Origin of the sequence: Pedobacter steynii (assembly GCF_001721645.1) — a bacterium.
Classification (GTDB): Bacteria; Bacteroidota; Bacteroidia; order Sphingobacteriales; family Sphingobacteriaceae; genus Pedobacter; species Pedobacter steynii_A.
The window spans coordinates 3,724,358-3,740,571 of record NZ_CP017141.1; the positions used below are offsets into that span (position 1 = coordinate 3,724,358).

Annotated in this window: 12 protein-coding genes and 1 riboswitch; of the genes, 10 read left to right on the forward strand and 2 right to left on the reverse strand. The window is 41.9% G+C overall.

The genetic code is table 11. The annotated features are described in order from the left end of the window. The first annotated feature begins 23 nt into the window (after positions 1 to 23). The gene (locus tag BFS30_RS15595; RefSeq protein WP_069380140.1) at positions 24 to 2,333 is read left to right on the forward strand and encodes a mechanosensitive ion channel family protein; all 2,310 of its coding nucleotides are present in this window, start codon (positions 24 to 26) and stop codon (positions 2,331 to 2,333) included. A 61-nt stretch (positions 2,334 to 2,394) separates the two neighbouring features. Here BFS30_RS15595 and BFS30_RS15600 read toward each other — a convergent pair whose 3' ends face one another. After that, positions 2,395 to 4,419 carry a M3 family metallopeptidase gene (locus tag BFS30_RS15600; RefSeq protein WP_069380141.1) on the reverse strand — a complete coding sequence of 675 codons (2,025 nt, stop codon included), beginning with the start codon at positions 4,417 to 4,419 and terminating at the stop codon, positions 2,395 to 2,397. 191 nt (positions 4,420 to 4,610) lie between these two features. Between BFS30_RS15600 and BFS30_RS15605 the strand changes: the two genes are divergently transcribed. From BFS30_RS15605 to BFS30_RS15625, 5 genes are all read left to right on the forward strand, one after another. Next, a complete protein-coding gene (locus BFS30_RS15605) occupies positions 4,611 to 5,594 on the forward strand; it encodes an NAD-dependent epimerase/dehydratase family protein (protein WP_069380142.1) in 984 nt (327 codons plus the stop codon). 34 nt (positions 5,595 to 5,628) lie between these two features. Beyond that, on the forward strand, positions 5,629 to 6,147 hold the full coding sequence (locus BFS30_RS15610; protein WP_069380143.1) for an FKBP-type peptidyl-prolyl cis-trans isomerase: 519 nt from the start codon (positions 5,629 to 5,631) through the stop codon (positions 6,145 to 6,147). Positions 6,148 to 6,351: 204 nt separating this feature from the next. Further along, positions 6,352 to 6,825, forward strand: coding sequence for an RNA polymerase sigma factor (locus tag BFS30_RS15615; protein ID WP_069380144.1), 474 nt, complete (start codon positions 6,352 to 6,354; stop codon positions 6,823 to 6,825). After that, a complete protein-coding gene (locus BFS30_RS15620) occupies positions 6,815 to 7,315 on the forward strand; it encodes a hypothetical protein (protein WP_069380145.1) in 501 nt (166 codons plus the stop codon). Before BFS30_RS15615 ends, BFS30_RS15620 begins: the two co-directional genes overlap by 11 nt. A gap of 79 nt (positions 7,316 to 7,394) precedes the next feature. After that, positions 7,395 to 7,841 carry a DUF4822 domain-containing protein gene (locus BFS30_RS15625; protein WP_069380146.1) on the forward strand — a complete coding sequence of 149 codons (447 nt, stop codon included), beginning with the start codon at positions 7,395 to 7,397 and terminating at the stop codon, positions 7,839 to 7,841. 65 nt (positions 7,842 to 7,906) lie between these two features. Here BFS30_RS15625 and BFS30_RS15630 read toward each other — a convergent pair whose 3' ends face one another. Beyond that, the gene (locus tag BFS30_RS15630) at positions 7,907 to 8,563 is read right to left on the reverse strand and encodes an HAD family hydrolase (protein ID WP_069380147.1); all 657 of its coding nucleotides are present in this window, start codon (positions 8,561 to 8,563) and stop codon (positions 7,907 to 7,909) included. Positions 8,564 to 8,700: 137 nt separating this feature from the next. On the opposite strand from BFS30_RS15630, the gene BFS30_RS15635 reads away from it, so the two are divergent. The 4 genes from BFS30_RS15635 to BFS30_RS15650 all read left to right on the forward strand — a co-directional run bounded on the left by BFS30_RS15635 (position 8,701) and on the right by BFS30_RS15650 (position 16,135). Continuing rightward, positions 8,701 to 9,711, forward strand: coding sequence for a hypothetical protein (locus BFS30_RS15635; RefSeq protein ID WP_069380148.1), 1,011 nt, complete (start codon positions 8,701 to 8,703; stop codon positions 9,709 to 9,711). A 234-nt stretch (positions 9,712 to 9,945) separates the two neighbouring features. Beyond that, positions 9,946 to 11,076: a GNAT family N-acetyltransferase gene (locus BFS30_RS15640; RefSeq protein WP_069380149.1), complete on the forward strand. Its 1,131-nt coding sequence runs from the start codon at positions 9,946 to 9,948 to the stop codon at positions 11,074 to 11,076. Between the two features lie 70 nt (positions 11,077 to 11,146). Next, positions 11,147 to 11,256: riboswitch (SAM riboswitch) on the forward strand. A gap of 245 nt (positions 11,257 to 11,501) precedes the next feature. Continuing rightward, entirely contained in the window at positions 11,502 to 14,690 is a 3,189-nt protein-coding gene (locus BFS30_RS15645) for a SusC/RagA family TonB-linked outer membrane protein (RefSeq protein ID WP_069380150.1), read from the forward strand. Between the two features lie 5 nt (positions 14,691 to 14,695). After that, positions 14,696 to 16,135, forward strand: a complete 1,440-nt coding sequence (locus tag BFS30_RS15650; RefSeq protein WP_069380151.1) for a SusD/RagB family nutrient-binding outer membrane lipoprotein — start codon at positions 14,696 to 14,698, stop codon at positions 16,133 to 16,135. Positions 16,136 to 16,214 lie beyond the last annotated feature (79 nt).

Consider the following 16,214-nt stretch of genomic DNA (forward strand, 5'->3'; position numbering starts at 1 on the left):
TATCTTTAATATTTCTTTGTTTATTGGCAGCTTTTCAATTTTCTTTTGCCCAGAATAAACAACAACCTACCCAAAAAAAGCCGAAACATATTGTTACGGAATCTGAGATTCCATTGCTGGTGAATAAAGTGGAAACTTACACGCTGGCTATTGATAAGAATAATTTCATTATCAGGATCGGTTTTGATTTCAGTGTGATCGAAAAGCCTTTGTCGGAAATAGAAACAAAACTGAAAACCTTCAAAAAGAGGTTTGAAACCCAGGGGCAGAAAATGAACCTGCGCAGCTTAAATAGTGCCGTAATCCTTTTAAAGGAGCAGTCCGACAATCTGCTGAACTATAAAAAGATACTCGTTTCCTATGGGGACCAGCTCAGCAAGAGCAATATCGAAGTCAGGAAAATACTTGCTGATCCGGACCTGAATGTGATTATCCCGGATTCCGTTTTAAACGAACAGCTGAACAGTCTGGTTAAAGACGGAAAGGGACTCGATACCCTACAAAGAAAAATGCTTTCCCGTGTTAATTTATTAAGGAACAGATTGTCAATTAATCTTTTACAGCTGAGTGACCTCTCCTCAAATATGAGCTATTTGTCGATCTCTAAAAAGATAAATATGTTCTCCAGGGAGGAGGCCCCTTTATTTAAACTGAAAGCCGAAAAGTACAAGCAGTCCTTTGGGGAAACGGTTCTGAATGCCTTTGAACGTTCCGGAAAGATCATCTCCATTTATCTTGCAGGTAAAGGCCACCTCGCCACCCTCGCCTTGCTGATCTTTATTTTCATCACTGCCTGGCTGCTGTCTAACATGCGCAGAATCAAAAAACAGGAAGAGGTGGAAAGTGTGTTCATGCAGGTTAACTTCTTAAAACGGAGTGTCATTATTGGCTCCGTAATGGGTTTACTTACCTATGCTCCCTTGTTGTTTGGTAACCCGACAATGTCATTGCTGCATGCCATTGAGGCGCTCCGCATCATTGCCCTGTGTTTTTTGCTGTTCCCCTTTTTAAATGGATCATCAAAATATTTATGGACCGGTCTGGTGTTGATCTGGTTCTTCTATGCAATTGATGACATCCTCCTGGAGAGTTCTGTTGGCGAACGCTGGGGATTGTTTATTGCAGGAATATTACTGTTTTTGCTATGTGTAGATATGATTCGGAGGAGAACGCCTTTCTTTGTGAAAATTGAAGAATCTCCCGTCACTAAAGCTCTGATCATTTTCACGCTCGCACAGGTGGCGCTCTCCATCTTATTTAACTTATCGGGAAGGTTGTCTCTTGCTAAAATTTTCGGGGTGAGTGCGATCCAATGCCTGATGCTGGGAATTTCTTTGAAAGTCTTTTGTACCATGGTCCTGGAGGCAATTTACCTTCAAACGGAAGCCTATCAATCGAGCCGTTTTTCAGATTTTATCAATTTCAAAGAGTTACAGCACCGCTTTCAGCGGACCTTATGGATTCTGGCAAGTATCATCTGGACTATCGGGCTGATCAGAAACCTGACGCTCTATGACCTAATGCTTCGCCTGTCGGCCGACTTCCTGTATGAGTCCAGAAGTATTGGCAGTTACCAGTTCACTTTTGCCAGTATCGGTATTTTCTTTTGTATCATCTGGTTCTCTTCACTCATTTCCAGTTTTATCAGTTTCTTCTTTGGACATGAAAAAGCGAGTGCAGGGGGGAAAAGAAGTGGCTTAAACTCCATGATGTTGCTCATCCGTCTGGCGATATGGACGGTAGGGTTTCTGATTGCCGTAGCTGCTGCGGGAATTCCGATAGACCGGCTTTCTATCATGCTCGGAGCCCTTGGTGTGGGTATCGGTTTTGGTTTACAAAATATTGTGAACAACCTGGTTTCAGGTATCATCCTTGCTTTTGAACGTCCCATACAAATTGGTGATCAGATTGAGATTGGAAACAAATCCGGTATCGTTAAAGAAATCGGGGTCCGTTCCAGTAAAATTCACAATGCAGAAGGGGCGGATATTATTGTGCCGAATGGGGACCTGCTTTCGCAACACCTGATCAACTGGACGATGCAGAATAGAAGTAAAAGGGTGGAATTTACGATGGGGGTGCCTTATGGCAGTGATCTGGATGCGGTAATCCAGTTGATAAAAAATACCCTGAAAGAAAATGCCAATGTTCTGCCTGTTCCTGAACCAGTGGTCATTGTGCAGGACTTTGGAGAATATGCCATTACTGTCCGCAGTCTTTTATGGGTTGGGGACCTGGCTGTTGCCGGAGGGATTCGATCGGGGGCAATGATTGATGTTAAAAGAGCCTTATCTGATGCAGGAATTCAATTGCAGATCAGACCATTGAGTTAAGCCTCCAATAAGTTTGGTACTTATCGGAGGCTGGGAAAATTGTAATTTCTGTTCAAAAAGATTAAAGCAATCCGCGTTTAATCAACATGGGCTTAATCTCTGGCTGATGCCCACGGAAATTAAAAAACATCTTTCCTAAATCTTCGGTATTTCCTTTTGAAAGGATCATATCGCGGAAACGTTGTCCGTTAGCTCTGGATAGTCCGCCATTTTCCTGAAACCAGGAGTAAGCATCATTTTCCAGCATAGAAGTCCAGCTATAGGCATAATAACCCGCTGCATAACCATTGCTCCAGATGTGTAAGAAATAGCTGGAACGGTAGCGCGGAGGAACTTCTTTCAGGTTGAGGTTTGTTTTCTTCAATGCCTCAGCTTCAAATTTATCGACATCCTGTAGCGCTGCATTTGCAGGAAGGGTATGCCATTGCATATCTAAATCAGCCGCTGCAAGCGCTTCTGTAAATTCATAGCCCTGGTTAAATGAACTTGCCTTTTTGATTTTATCTAAAAGTGATTGAGGCATTGCTTCACCGGTTTTATAGTGAACAGCATAGTTTTTCAGGATCTTAGGATCTGATGCCCAATGCTCATTGAACTGAGAAGGAAATTCTACGTAATCACGTGCAACATTCGCCCCTGAAAGACTGACATATTGCTGATTGGCAAAGAGGCCATGAAGACCATGGCCAAATTCATGGAACATGGTAATTACATCATCAAAACTGATTAATGCAGGTTGTCCGGAAGCCGGTTTTGTAAAATTACATACATTATAGATCACCGGTTTTGTTTTCATCAGTTTGGATTGCGGAACCATATTGTCCATCCATGCCCCACCATTTTTGTTGTCTCTTTTGAAATAATCAGCATAGAACAACCCGATCTGACTGCCATCTTTATCGATCACATCGAATACGCGGACATCTTCCTGGTAAACGGGAAGATCCTTACGCTCTTTAAAAGTAATGCCATACAACTGGGTGGCGGCGTAAAATACCCCGTTTTCCAATACTTTATGGAGCTCAAAATAAGGTTTCACCTGATTCTCATCCAGGTCATACTTTGCTTTCCGGACCTGTTCTGCATAGTAAGTCCAATCCCATGGCTCAAGTTTAAATCCTCCTTTTTGCTGATCAATCACCGCCTGGATATCTTTGGCTTCTGCGCGGGCTTTTGCCGTTGCTGCAGGAACAAGTTGTCTGAAGAACGCTTCTACTGCTTCAGGAGTTTTGGCCATCTGGTCCTGAAGCTTCCATGTCGCATAATTCTTAAATCCTAAAAGCTGTGCCTGTTGCGCACGGATCTGTGCAATTCTTGAAATTAATTTACGGGTATCATTGGCATCACCTTTCTCAGCACGGTTCCAGGAGGCTTCAAAAAGCCGCTGGCGTGCCGCACGATCGGCCATTCCCTGAAGAGGGGGTTGCTGTGTGGTGTTGACCAGGTCTTTACCTGCGGCCAGCAATTGGGTGCTGAATTTCGTGCTTAAGGAAGATTCTTCTTTATTTAATTCTTTTAATCTGTCTTTATCGGCCTCCGACAGTTTAGCTCCTGCCAGTTCAAATTTCTGGTAATAATACTCCACTAAACGAAGCGATTCTGCATCTAATTTTAGTTTGGCGCGTTCCTTATAAACGGCTTCTACACGTTTAAATAATTTGGTGTTTAAGTAAATCGCATCAGTGTTTGCCGTGAGCTTCGGTGCTTCTTCTGCCTGTATTTTCTGTAGTTCCGGATTGGTATTGGCGCCGGTAAGTAAGCCAAATACACGGTTTACACGACCTAAGAGCTGACCACTGTTTTCAATAGCCAATATGGTGTTTTCGAAAGTTGCCGGCTCAGCCTGATCAGCGATCTTCGAAATTTCGGCCATTTGCTGTTTCATTCCTTCTTCAATAGCAGGTTTAAAATCGCTGTCTTTGATCTGATCAAAAGCCGGGGCCTGGAAAGGCAGCTTGCTGACCTGTAAGAATGGATTGGAAGGGGAAATGCTTTCGTCGCTTTCGCCAGATGAAGATTTTTGCTGGTTACAGGCACTGGTAATTGCAAGTAAGGCCATTAAGGGTAAATAAGCTATTCGTTTCATTGTTTATTTATAAAGAATAAGTCTTTTATAAAAGTAGGAAATAAAATCTTCTTCAATTGATCCGGTACTTATAAATAGAGATCAACTCATCTGTGGTCCGGAGAAAGACACTTTTAAAGCCCTTTTCCTTCCTGCCTCTGGTCTTTTCCTTGTAAATTAGCCCTGATTTAACTGCAATAAAAATAGACGATATGAAAGTTTTAGTTACCGGAAGTTCCGGACACCTGGGAGAGGCAATGGTGAGGAGGCTGAGCGAATTAAACGATGAAGTAATTGGGATAGATATCAGCAGCTCGCCCTTTACCAGTCATGTCGGTTCTATAACCGATCCGTCTTTTCTGAGGACTTGCATGGAGGGAGTAGAGACTGTTTTTCATACTGCTACGCTTCATAAACCTCATGTGGCCACTCATAGTATGGAGCAATTTATTGATACAAACATTACCGGAACCCTTTATCTCCTGCAGGAAGCTGTTGCTGCGGGCGTAAAGCGCTTTATTTTTACCAGCACCACAAGTGTATTCGGTGATGCGATGAAACCGGGTCCGGGAGCTCCGGCAGCCTGGGTAACGGAAGCGCTGGTACCGGTTCCCAAAAATATTTATGGGCTTACTAAATTAGCGGCCGAGGACCTTTGTCAGCTGTTCCATAAAAATCATGGCCTGCCTTGTATCGTCCTCAGAACATCCCGGTTCTTCCCTGAAGATGATGATGAGAAAGAAAAAAGAGAGGCTTTTCAGGGAGAAAACCTTAAAGCAAATGAATTTCTCTTTCGCCGGGTGGAATTGGAAGATGTAGTAGGGGCACAGTTAGCTGCAGCGGAAAAAGCCGGGATTTTGGGGTTTGGTAAATACATCATTACTGCGAGTTCTCCGTTTTTACCGGAAGACCTGGCTGATTTGAGAACAAATGCAGTTCAGGTGGTGGCTAAATATTATCCTGGTTACCAGGAGTTATATGAGCGTTGTGATTGGGAGATGTCTGCGGAGATCGACCGGGTATACGTGAATGAAAAAGCCAGGAAAGAGTTGGGCTGGATACCAAAATATGATTTTGGCTACCTGCTTGAACAGTTGAAAGCCGGGAATGAGCTTCGAAGTTCGCTGGCAAAACAGGTTGGAAAAAAAGGATATCATGCCCAATCATTTTCTGAAGGGCCTTATCCTGTGGATTGATGAAAAAAACAATATATATGATATATTTGTGGACATGACTAAACTAAAACACTTCTTATTATTGGTTTGCATAGCCGGATGCTTTGCAGCCTGTTCAAAAGATAAATCCGATAACGGTTATTCTGGTGAAATACCAAAATATGAAATACCTGCTGCAGCAATGGCTCAATATAAACTGGACACTGCGGCAATCCGTAAATTTGTGACTGACAACAACCTTCAAAACATGAAGAAAGATGAAAATGGCGTGTTTTATCAGATTTCAGCGCCTGGTACCGGCAATCATCATTTTACTTTGGGTTCAAACATCACCATTGTTTATGAAGGAAAATTGCTGAACGGTACAACTTTCGATAGTTCAAAAGGAAGCGAAGTGAGCTTTCCATTAGGTGCTTTAATTCCGGGTTGGATCATTGGTGTTCCAAAAATTCAACCAGGCGGAAAAATAAGACTGTTGATCCCTTCTGTTTTTTGCTATGGAACAAGAGGGCAGGGGCCAATCGCTGCTAATTCCAACCTTGATTTTACCATCAGCCTGAATAATGTAAATTAAAGGAACATCAATTTTATATAGAGAAACGGGCAATAACCTAAAAATGAGGTTATTGCCCGTTTTTTATTAATATCATTTTACTTTTTATGGTATTTATTCCCAAATGTTGTAAAGTTTGTTTACTTTTAAGATTAATGGACCTGCGTTACCCTTTATGAAGGGGCCGTATGAAGATAATTTGCTCCATTGAAGAAGACCTGAATTATGCTCGAAACAACGCCTCAGTCACTCACCGAACATAAACCCGAAAGCATACGCAGTCTGTACGACAGACATGCAGGCATGCTCCTGGGTTATATTTTCGAAGTTGTCAAAGACAGAAAACTGGCAGAAGAATACCTGGTTAAAGTTTTTTGTGACCTTTCCATTCAATTTAATGATGTCAACTGGAACGGTGTCAGCGCCTGGCCTCCGTTACAAAAATTTACAAGAGAGAAGCTATGGTCTTCAGCGGATATCCCAGTACATGCCAGTCTGAGTTCCGGGGTAAAAATGCCCGGTTCTCCGGATCATGATCTGAAGCAATTGTCGGAGGAGCAAAGGCAGGTATTTTGCGATGTTTACTATCGTGGAAAAACAATTGCAGCTATCGCAGAAACGCTAAATAAAACAGAAGATTTAACCAGGAAGACTTTAAAAGAGGCTTTCGCTATAATGAGAAAAGGTAGTGAAAATTAACGAATACATAGAAAGCGGAATATTGGAAGCGTATGTATTAGGTTCTGCCTCTGAAGCGGAAGCCAATGAGCTGTTACAGCTAAAAACGCAACACCCACAAATTGAAGAGGCACTCTTTAAACTGGAATCAGATCTGGAACGTATCGCGGAACATATGGCCATTACGCCTCCTCCCAATACCTGGGCTAAGATTGAAGGAGGAATCAATGAACTGGTTAAAGCGCCTCAATTTGGATATCTAATAGGAGAGGAACCTAAAGAAAGCAGCCGGGGTTCCAGGTCACGTAAAAGTGAGCAGTTTATAGAGATCGAAGCCGAATCCGGACACATGCGCATCCGTAAAATATGGAGGTGGGTATTTCTCGCAGTTTTTGTGCTTGGAAAGATTTTCCTTGCCTTTGCAATTTACTATTACCTGGAAAACCGTCATACACAGGAAGAAATAGAAAAGCTAAAAACCGAGTTGGAAAATAAAAGATCTGATAATTAGTGCTGGTATTGCGTTAACCTGTCCTATCTGAATCATTCTTCCGGAGCATAGTTTTGTGGTACTAATCAAAAAACAAACTATGAATCTAAAGATGAAAACTTCAGTGCTGATGGTATGCTGTCTATTGCTGCTCGGCATTACTTCCTGTAAAAAAGACGACGACAAGACCCCGGAACAATCTTCTGCAACGCCTTCAGAAATTTTAGCCTCCGTTACCTGGAAATCTACAACCGTTAAGGACCAGACAGGGAAAGATGTAACTGCCGCTAATGGTGGATACGTTGGTCTGGCAAAGTACAATTTAAACGGCGACTTTGAAATCAGGGCATTTGATGGCACATTGAGGAGCTCAGGTCAATGGGCATTGACTGCAGACGGTAAAAAGAGAATGTTAATCGGTACAACTGCTGCCGGTGCTCAGTTTTCAAGAGTGGTGGATATCCTGGTGCTCAGCAAAGAGGTTTTTACTTACCGCATTACGAACCCTCAGGGAGAGGTGGTTGATGTGGAACATGTTCCGAATTAGCCGTTTAGGATCTCCAATAATTAAAAGAAGGGGGATTTCCCCTTCTTTTAATACCATATGTTGATTTAAAACAGTGCTTTAATTTTGTCGTAAGACAGATCGTTATAATTATCTATATACAGGTCACACTTCGGAAGTTCTTCAATCGTATGAGAGCTAAGCACGCCTACTACACGCATTCCTGCATTTAAAGCTGCAGATATTCCGGAAAACGAATCTTCAAAAACAAGGCATTGATCTGGTGATACCCCAAGATTATGTGCCGATTTTAAATATACTTCAGGATCTGGCTTATGTTTTTTTACATCTTCACTGGCTAAAATTGAACCTAGTTTTTCACGAAGGTCGATTTTACTCAGGATCAGGTCAAGATTTGCATAAGGAGCTGATGTGGCTACACCAAGTTTTATCTGATGACTTTCCAGGTCTGATATGAACTGAAGGAAACCGGAAATGGGGTCCACATGAGGTTCGTAGATTTTCCGGAACAGACTTTCTTTCTCCTCTTCTAATTGCAGGAGTTCTTCTCCCTGAACGGGGCGGTTAAAAAAGTGACTGAAAATATAACTGTTACTCTTTCCGAACATGTGTTGGGCAAATTCGGCCTCTGTTGGTGCCATATTCCGAACGGAGAAAAAATCTCGAAAAGCAAGGGAATGGTATGGATTCGTATGGACGATCACACCATCCATGTCAAAGATCACTGCAATTTCTTTATTCATCCGGCAAAGTTAACATCATTTTTGAAGGAGCCGGATTTTTTGTGCAGATCAGCAAATACACGCCGATTTCCCGCAAATAATAAACCGCCGGATGGATCTACAAATAAAATGGTAATATTGATTGATAATCTAAAAAAATGAAAACAGCGTTTACCCTAATTTTAAGCCTGATGACTTCCTTTCTTTATGCGCAAAATGAGGAGAACAGGATTCAAACCGACAGTTCTTTCATCATTGCCACACAACCGGCTTCAGTCTATAAGGGCACTTATAAAAATGGCAAACCTTTCCATGGTTTTTTCAAAAAGGTACTTCCGGGATTAAACCTTTACCTGGTGGATGAATATGAAAATGGAGAAGCCCGGTATCAATATTCGAAATCTGGTCTGGAGCAACATTCCGGAGAAGGCAGTAAAATTCTTGACATCAGATCGGTTTATAAGAATGGTAAAATTACAGATGGACCAGAGTATGTGCTGCTGGAAGGGGGGCTAACCATAAAAGATTGGAAAGAGGGTAAACTGGACCATTTTACCGTAGATCTTTTTGCTATGCATTACTATAACCGGATCAGTCTGAAAAAAACGAGCGATACGATTCTGATCAGAAACCTGGAAGATACAGTATCCAATATAAAAATCTATGTCAAAGATCAACACCTGATCGCTGAAATGTCTGCATCAGGAAAACCTGTTTTTTATAGTCAGCAACTGGACAACATTAAGGGAGTGCTTCCGGCAGAAAGCAGGATTACCGGTATTAAAAAAGACGGTATTGTTTATTACAATGCCAGCAAAAATATTGAACTGACAGAAGAACCTCTCCATGATCATAAAATCAATACTAAACTTCTTATGAGTTTACTGCTGCCAAAAACAACTGATCTGAATGTTGTTTTCCAGCATCTTGGAGATCTTTTTTCTAAAGAAGAAGCCTTGTTGGTCATTTATAAAAGTGGCGCTTCAAAAGAGAAACCCGAAATTTTAAGCTTTTTACAAACTGATGCCCAGGGGAAAATTGATTCCGGAATTACCTGGACCGCAGATGCCAGGCCTTACTATGAAATTTATAATAAGGGTAAAGTCAGCAAAAAGGAATTCATCAGCTTAGCAGCTTTTCAGGCGGTGTTTATGAAATACATGCAGTAAGAAAATCCGGTTAAAATGCGGATATAATGTGTTGCATTTCCCTTTAGTTTTTATTAATGATTACTTCGTTATTAATAGGGGATTGATAGGTCATTTATTGGTCTGTCATACCTTTTAACAACGTTTTTATAACTTAGTAGCTATTAACTTTAATTAGTTACATATTAATAGTATATGCAAAATATTTCGTAAATTACTGCTATTGAACTTAATTAGTTAACTAAAAGCAGTAAAATGGGAAAATTAATAAACGGGCTATTTGGCGGATTCCATGGCAGAATCGGCAACCTGGTAGGTTATACTTTAAAAGGTAAACACATCATTAGAAAAATAGGTATCAGTACTAAACCGCTGACCCCCGCAAGAAAAGCCAATTGCCAAAAAATGAAGGTAGTAAACGAAATACTGAGCCCTTCGCTTCCTGTTATACGGGCTGGATTCCGTCTGGCAATTGTCGGAACGGATAAAAGCGAGTATAATGAAGCCGTTTCTTATAATAAACTGAATGCCCTTCAGGGTGAATATCCAAACATCAGCCTGGATTATACCAAAGTACTGGTCAGCATGGGAGATCTCCCTATGGCGGTTAATCCTGCAATCAGCCAGAATGCTGATGGCAATGAGATCGAATTTAACTGGGAAATACCGGCTGATCTGTCTTACCAATATGATAACGACCGTGCCATGCTGATGATTTATTTCCCGGCATTAAAAGTAAGCTGTTATCATCTGATCGGATCAAAAAGAGCTGAAGGTAAAGACACGATCCGTATCGATGGAGCCCATGCAGGAGAACGCATGGAAGCTTATATCTCTTTTATTAAAGACGATGGAAAACAGGTCTCAAATAGTGTTTATGCCGGTTCTTTAAATGCCGGTAAAGCAACAGAAAGCACTGTAGAAACAGCGCCAAAAACAGCAACACCAATCCTGGATTTCAGTTTTTCAGGCCCGGATTTTGAAATCATAGACGTTCCGAATCAGGAGCTGAGTTCAGCTAAAGGTTGGAATCAGTATTTCTTGAAAAACAAGGCTAGTGATGAGATTATTGGTGATTTCACCTTTAAACTCAGACAAAACAACCAGTATATAGCCGAAATTGAGATCAACATCTCTCCTGTGGAGCAGCGTAAAGGTGATACAAAAGAAGCTGCATCGGCGCTAATGTCTTTCCTGTTTGAAAAAGCAAAAGTTAACCGGATTGTAAAAACGGTGAATGCTAAAGATGAGGCTGCTATAGCCTTGCTGAGGAGCTTAGGTTTCAGTGAAGAAGGCTATTTCGTGGAAAATGCCTTCATAGATGGTAAATGGATCAATCAATATCAGTTTGCCATGCTAAAATCTGAATGGGATTTATTTAAATAAAATTTGTAATTCCTATGGGATTAGTAGATTATTTGTATATTTGCTGCTGAAGATGCTTCTTTAATCTTCCGACTTATCCAGAAAGACTGAGGGAATGGCCCTGTGATGTCTTAGCAACCTCTACCTTCTAACCGGTAAAAGGTGCTAATTCCAATTCGCAAATAGCGAATAAGATAAGCAGTTCAACAGCTACAATGCTGCTGCTTATCAAGCCATCACTCATCACTGAAAAAGAAGGAAACGGGGCGCATCCTAAACTTAAATTTAAGCATATGAACCTACTCTTACTTCCTTACGAAACTAGCTGCGCTAAATCTTTTTATCACCCTGTTGCAAATCACGATATGCGTGGGGCAACACTCATGTGTTGTTGCCGGATCTTTCGTACCAAATTCTAAACTTCTTACACTTATTTCAAAACCAATATGTTAAAAATATACAAAATTTTTATAGGGATTGCTTTGTCCTTTTTTTTCCTGCTGACCGCCGGGGCGCAGTCAGTAAAAGTTACCGGTGTGGTTAATGATAGCGCTGATGGACAGGCGATTCCAGGTGCGTCAGTGACCATCAAAGGAAAAGATAATGCTACAATTACAGATGCAAATGGTAATTTCTCCCTGCAGGCAAATGTGAATGACCTGATCCGGATCAGTTATCTCGGATATGCCAGTAAAGAAATCCGCATTACTTCAGGAACGGGGATTTTAAAGATCAGTCTTGAGCCTTCATTAAACGACCTGAATGAGGTTGTGGTTACCGCATTAGGGATTACGAAAGCCAAGAAATCATTGGGTTACGCTGTACAGGAGCTGAAATCCAAAGATATCACTACCGCAAAAGAAACCAATCTGATCAACTCACTGGCAGGAAAAATCGCCGGTGTACAAACCACCAATAGTCAGGGAGATATGGGTTCTTCGAGGATCATCATCCGTGGAGAAACTTCTATCTCCAGTCAGAATCAACCCTTATTTGTGGTAGATGGAGTTCCGGTAGACAATTCACAGTTTCTTGGCAGCGGAGGTTCCCGGGATTTTGCCAATACAATTTCTGATATCAACTCTGAAGATATTGAATCAATTAGTGTGCTGAAAGGCCCGAATGCCGCGGCTTTATATGGTTCCAGGGCTGCTGCCGGTGTTATCCTGATTAAAACAAAAACAGGAAGAGGGCAACAGGGACTGGGAATCAGTATCAATTCCAATACTACTATTTCTAATTTGCTAACACTGCCAACTTATCAGAATGCTTTTGGCCAGGGTTCAAATGGCAAATTTAGTTATGTAGATGGTAAAGGGGGAGGAGTGAACGACGGTGTGGACGAAAGCTGGGGCCCCGCATTGGATGGCCGCCTGATTCCGCAGTTTAATACAAATGGAAAACCTGAGCCCTTCATTGCCCATCCGGATAATGTGCGGGACTTTTTTGAAACCGGTTATGCCCTGAGTAATGGAGTGGCCATTGCCGGATCTGGGGAGAAACAGGACGTTCGGTTTTCTTATAACAACCTGACTCAGGGTGGGATATTACCCAACTCCTCGCAAAATAAAAATTCACTACTTCTGAATACGACTTATCGCATTACACCGAAACTGACTTTAAATGCCAATGTGAATTATATCAAAAGCAATGCAGCAAATCTGCCGGCATCAGGAGGTAAACGGGCTACCGGTCCGATGCTTCAGTTTACCTGGTTTGGCAGACAGGTAGATGTGAGCCAGCTTAAAAAATATAAAGACGACAATGGAAATAACATCAACTGGAACAACAGTTATTATAGCAATCCCTATTTCATTGCCTATGAAAATACAGTGAGCCAGAAAAGGGACCGCATCATTGGAAGTGCAGAACTGAATTATAAAATTACAGAAGCCCTGTCTGCAAATTTCAGAACCGGAAACGATTATTATACGGATCGCAGAAAGATAAAAATTGCCTATGGCACAAACGGAACTCCTTTTGGCTCCTATCAGGAGGATGCTTATACCGTGAATGAAAACAATACGGAAGGAAGATTGGAGTTTAACAGGAAGATAAACGACGACTTTTCTATTAATGTCCTGGGTGGGGTAAATGTAAGAACATCTACTTTGGAACAGAACGATCAGATGGCTACGAAACTGGCGGTAAATGGCCTCTATACTTTAAACAATTCCAGAGATCCGCTTGTATCTTCCAATTTTTACAGCAAATTGAGAACGTATAGTATCTTTGGATCTGCTCAATTTGGGTATAAAGACTATGCCTTTCTTAACGTAACTTCCAGGAACGACTGGGATTCCAGTTTACCTAAACAAAACCTCTCTTATTTCTATCCTTCAGTAAATGGAAGTGTGGTCCTGACCGAAGCTTTTGATATCAAAAGCGAGGTGTTGAGTTTTGCCAAAATCAGAGGTGGCTGGTCAAAAGTGGGGAAAGCAACCGAGCCTTATCAGCTGGTTAATACTTATAGTTTTACCGCTCCTTTTAATGGAAACCCGCAGCAGGCTGCAAGCCTGGTAGAGCTCAACCCAAATCTGTTACCTGAAATCACCAAATCTGCGGAGGCGGGAATTGAACTGGGCTTGTTTGATAACCGGGTAAAATTTGACCTGAGTGTGTACAATACCAATAGTATCAACCAGATCCTGAAAGTAAACGTGAGTTCATCAACCGGATACAATCAGAAATTAATCAATGGAGGAAGTATCAATAATAAAGGATTGGAAGTACAGCTTGGGTTAACGCCGGTGAAATTGCAGGATTTTAGCTGGGACATCAACCTGAATTATGCACTGAACCGTAGTAAGGTCACGGAGTTGGATAAAGAAGGACTGATCAGCAGTTATACGATCGGAACCAATAGAACTGTAGATGTACTTGCTGCAATCGGCAAACCTTATGGTACTTTCTTTGGAACTGCTTATCAGCGAAATGCTGACGGTGAGATCCTGGTTGGTGCAGGAGGAACACCCGTAATTAACCCGGCAAAACAATATCTGGGTAAATTTACACCCAACTGGCTTGGAGGGATCAGCAACAGTTTTACCTATAAAAATATCAACCTGAACTTCCTGGTAGATGCGAGAATCGGGGGTAAAGTATATTCCAATTCAAACCGGACCGGAACCTATACAGGGGTACTGGCAAGTACCTTAAAAGGAAGAAATACTGAAAACGGTGGTTTGAGCTACTATTTCCCTGGAAATGTGAATTCGGGAACAGCAGTTGGAATTTCCAATGGCGGACAAGCCCCGGGAGGAGAAACGGTCTACACGGATGGGATGATCTTCGATGGTGTATTGGCTGATGGTACAAGAAACAGCCGCATCGTTCCTGCCCAACAATATTATAAAGGGATTACCAATGTGGATGAACAGTTTATCTACGATGCATCGTATGTTAAATTGAGAGAGGTGAAGTTGAGTTATACCTTACCGGGCCAATGGACTAAGAAAATAGGATTTCAGAATGCGACCTTCTCCCTGGTAGGGCGAAACCTATGGATCATTCATAAAAATGTACCAAACATTGATCCTGAAACCGCATTCAATACGGGAAATGCACAAGGCCTGGAAGACCTGAGCCTTCCAACAGCAAGATCATATGGTTTTAACCTTAACCTTAAATTCTAAACATCATGAAATTCAAATATATTCCAGTTCTATTTTCCAGCATTTTTACGTTATCTCTCAGTTCCTGCAAGGATCAACTGGCAGATCTGAATAAAAATCCCAATTCTGCTGAAGTCCCGCAAGCGGATTACCTGCTTACCGGAGCTATAAAAAGTACGGCAGATACCTATTGGGGGGTAACCAATAACATGAACTCCAGTTTGTTATTCATTCAACATTGGTCGAAAATTCAATACACGGATCCAGACCGTTATATTTTTACCAATAATGACCTTCAGGAATTATGGTCGTCCGGTTACACCAAAGGAATTACCAATCTGAACAAACTGGTGAGCCTGGCTGATGAGCAGGGAAATACCAATTACAGAGGTGTGGCGAAGGTCTTGAGGTCCTGGGTGTTTTTATTGCTGACAGATGCTTATGGAGATATCCCATATTCTCAGTCTGTACAGATCAAAGCTTATGTAAATCCTGTTTATGATACGCAAAAGGATGTTTATTTTGGACTGCTTGCTGATTTAAAGTCGGCTCAGGCAGACCTGAATGCTGCGGGTAAGCCAATTCTAGGTGACATTATCTATAATGGTAAAATTGAACTCTGGAAAAAGTTCGCGAATGCTTTGAGGTTGCGTATCGCGCTCCGTATCGCGGATAAAGAGGTAGAAAAAACGAAAGCTGTACTGGCTGAGCTTACTGCAGAAGGAGGGGCGCTGATTGCGGCTAATCAGGAGAATGCACAACTGAATTATTCTACTTCGCCTAATCAGAACCCGGTGAGTAATCTATTCGATACCCGGGATGATTACAGAATGAGCAAAACTATTGTGGATACGTTGAGGTCAATGAATGATCCAAGACTTCCCATATTCGCCAGTCCGACAAAAGATGTGACAGCAAAAACCTATGTAGGTATTCCAAATGGCTTATTAACGGGAGATGCCAGTAATTATGGATTGACCAAAACGTCTAAACCTGGTGTTTATTTTCTGGCGCCTACTGCTCCGGCAGTGATCATCAGCTATGCAGAAGTGTTGTTTAACAGAGCTGAAATTGCAGCAAGAGGGCTGAGTAACGAGAACGCTGCAGCACTTTATAAGCAGGCTATCGAAGCGTCATTGCAGCAATATGGTGTTTCAGCAGCAGCGATTACTGCTTATACGCAATCTCCGGCAATACAGTATGACGCTACGAACTTTAAGAAATCTATCGGATATCAAAAATGGATTGCGTTGTTCGGGCAGGGATTAGAAGCTTTTGCGGAATGGCGCCGGCTGGACTATCCGGAACTTGTTCCGGCAGTTGCAGGGACGCTTTCGGGGAAAATTCCATTGAGGTTTATCTACCCGGGGCAGGAACAATCTTTAAATGGAGCAAATTATAGAGCAGCAGTAGCGAGGCAGGGTGCAGACCTCCTGACTACCCGTCTTTGGTTCGACCTGAAATAAACCGGGCGGAGGACCAGATCAATATAGAAGGACCATACGAAAGTATGGTCCTTTTTTAATCTTGAAAATTTGCATGTAA

Bases quoted from the DNA above. Each gene is read 5' to 3' on its own strand.
- BFS30_RS15605 (WP_069380142.1), top strand. From the start codon at position 4,611: ATGAAAGTTTTAGTTACCGGAAGTTCCGGACACCTGGGAGAGGCAATG.
- BFS30_RS15630 (WP_069380147.1), bottom strand. From the start codon at position 8,563: ATGAATAAAGAAATTGCAGTGATCTTTGACATGGATGGTGTGATCGTC.
- BFS30_RS15600 (WP_069380141.1), bottom strand. From the start codon at position 4,419: ATGAAACGAATAGCTTATTTACCCTTAATGGCCTTACTTGCAATTACC.
- BFS30_RS15610 (WP_069380143.1), top strand. From the start codon at position 5,629: ATGACTAAACTAAAACACTTCTTATTATTGGTTTGCATAGCCGGATGC.
- BFS30_RS15640 (WP_069380149.1), top strand. From the start codon at position 9,946: ATGGGAAAATTAATAAACGGGCTATTTGGCGGATTCCATGGCAGAATC.
- BFS30_RS15650 (WP_069380151.1), top strand. From the start codon at position 14,696: ATGAAATTCAAATATATTCCAGTTCTATTTTCCAGCATTTTTACGTTA.
- BFS30_RS15625 (WP_069380146.1), top strand. From the start codon at position 7,395: ATGAATCTAAAGATGAAAACTTCAGTGCTGATGGTATGCTGTCTATTG.
- BFS30_RS15645 (WP_069380150.1), top strand. From the start codon at position 11,502: ATGTTAAAAATATACAAAATTTTTATAGGGATTGCTTTGTCCTTTTTT.
- BFS30_RS15635 (WP_069380148.1), top strand. From the start codon at position 8,701: ATGAAAACAGCGTTTACCCTAATTTTAAGCCTGATGACTTCCTTTCTT.
- BFS30_RS15615 (WP_069380144.1), top strand. From the start codon at position 6,352: ATGCTCGAAACAACGCCTCAGTCACTCACCGAACATAAACCCGAAAGC.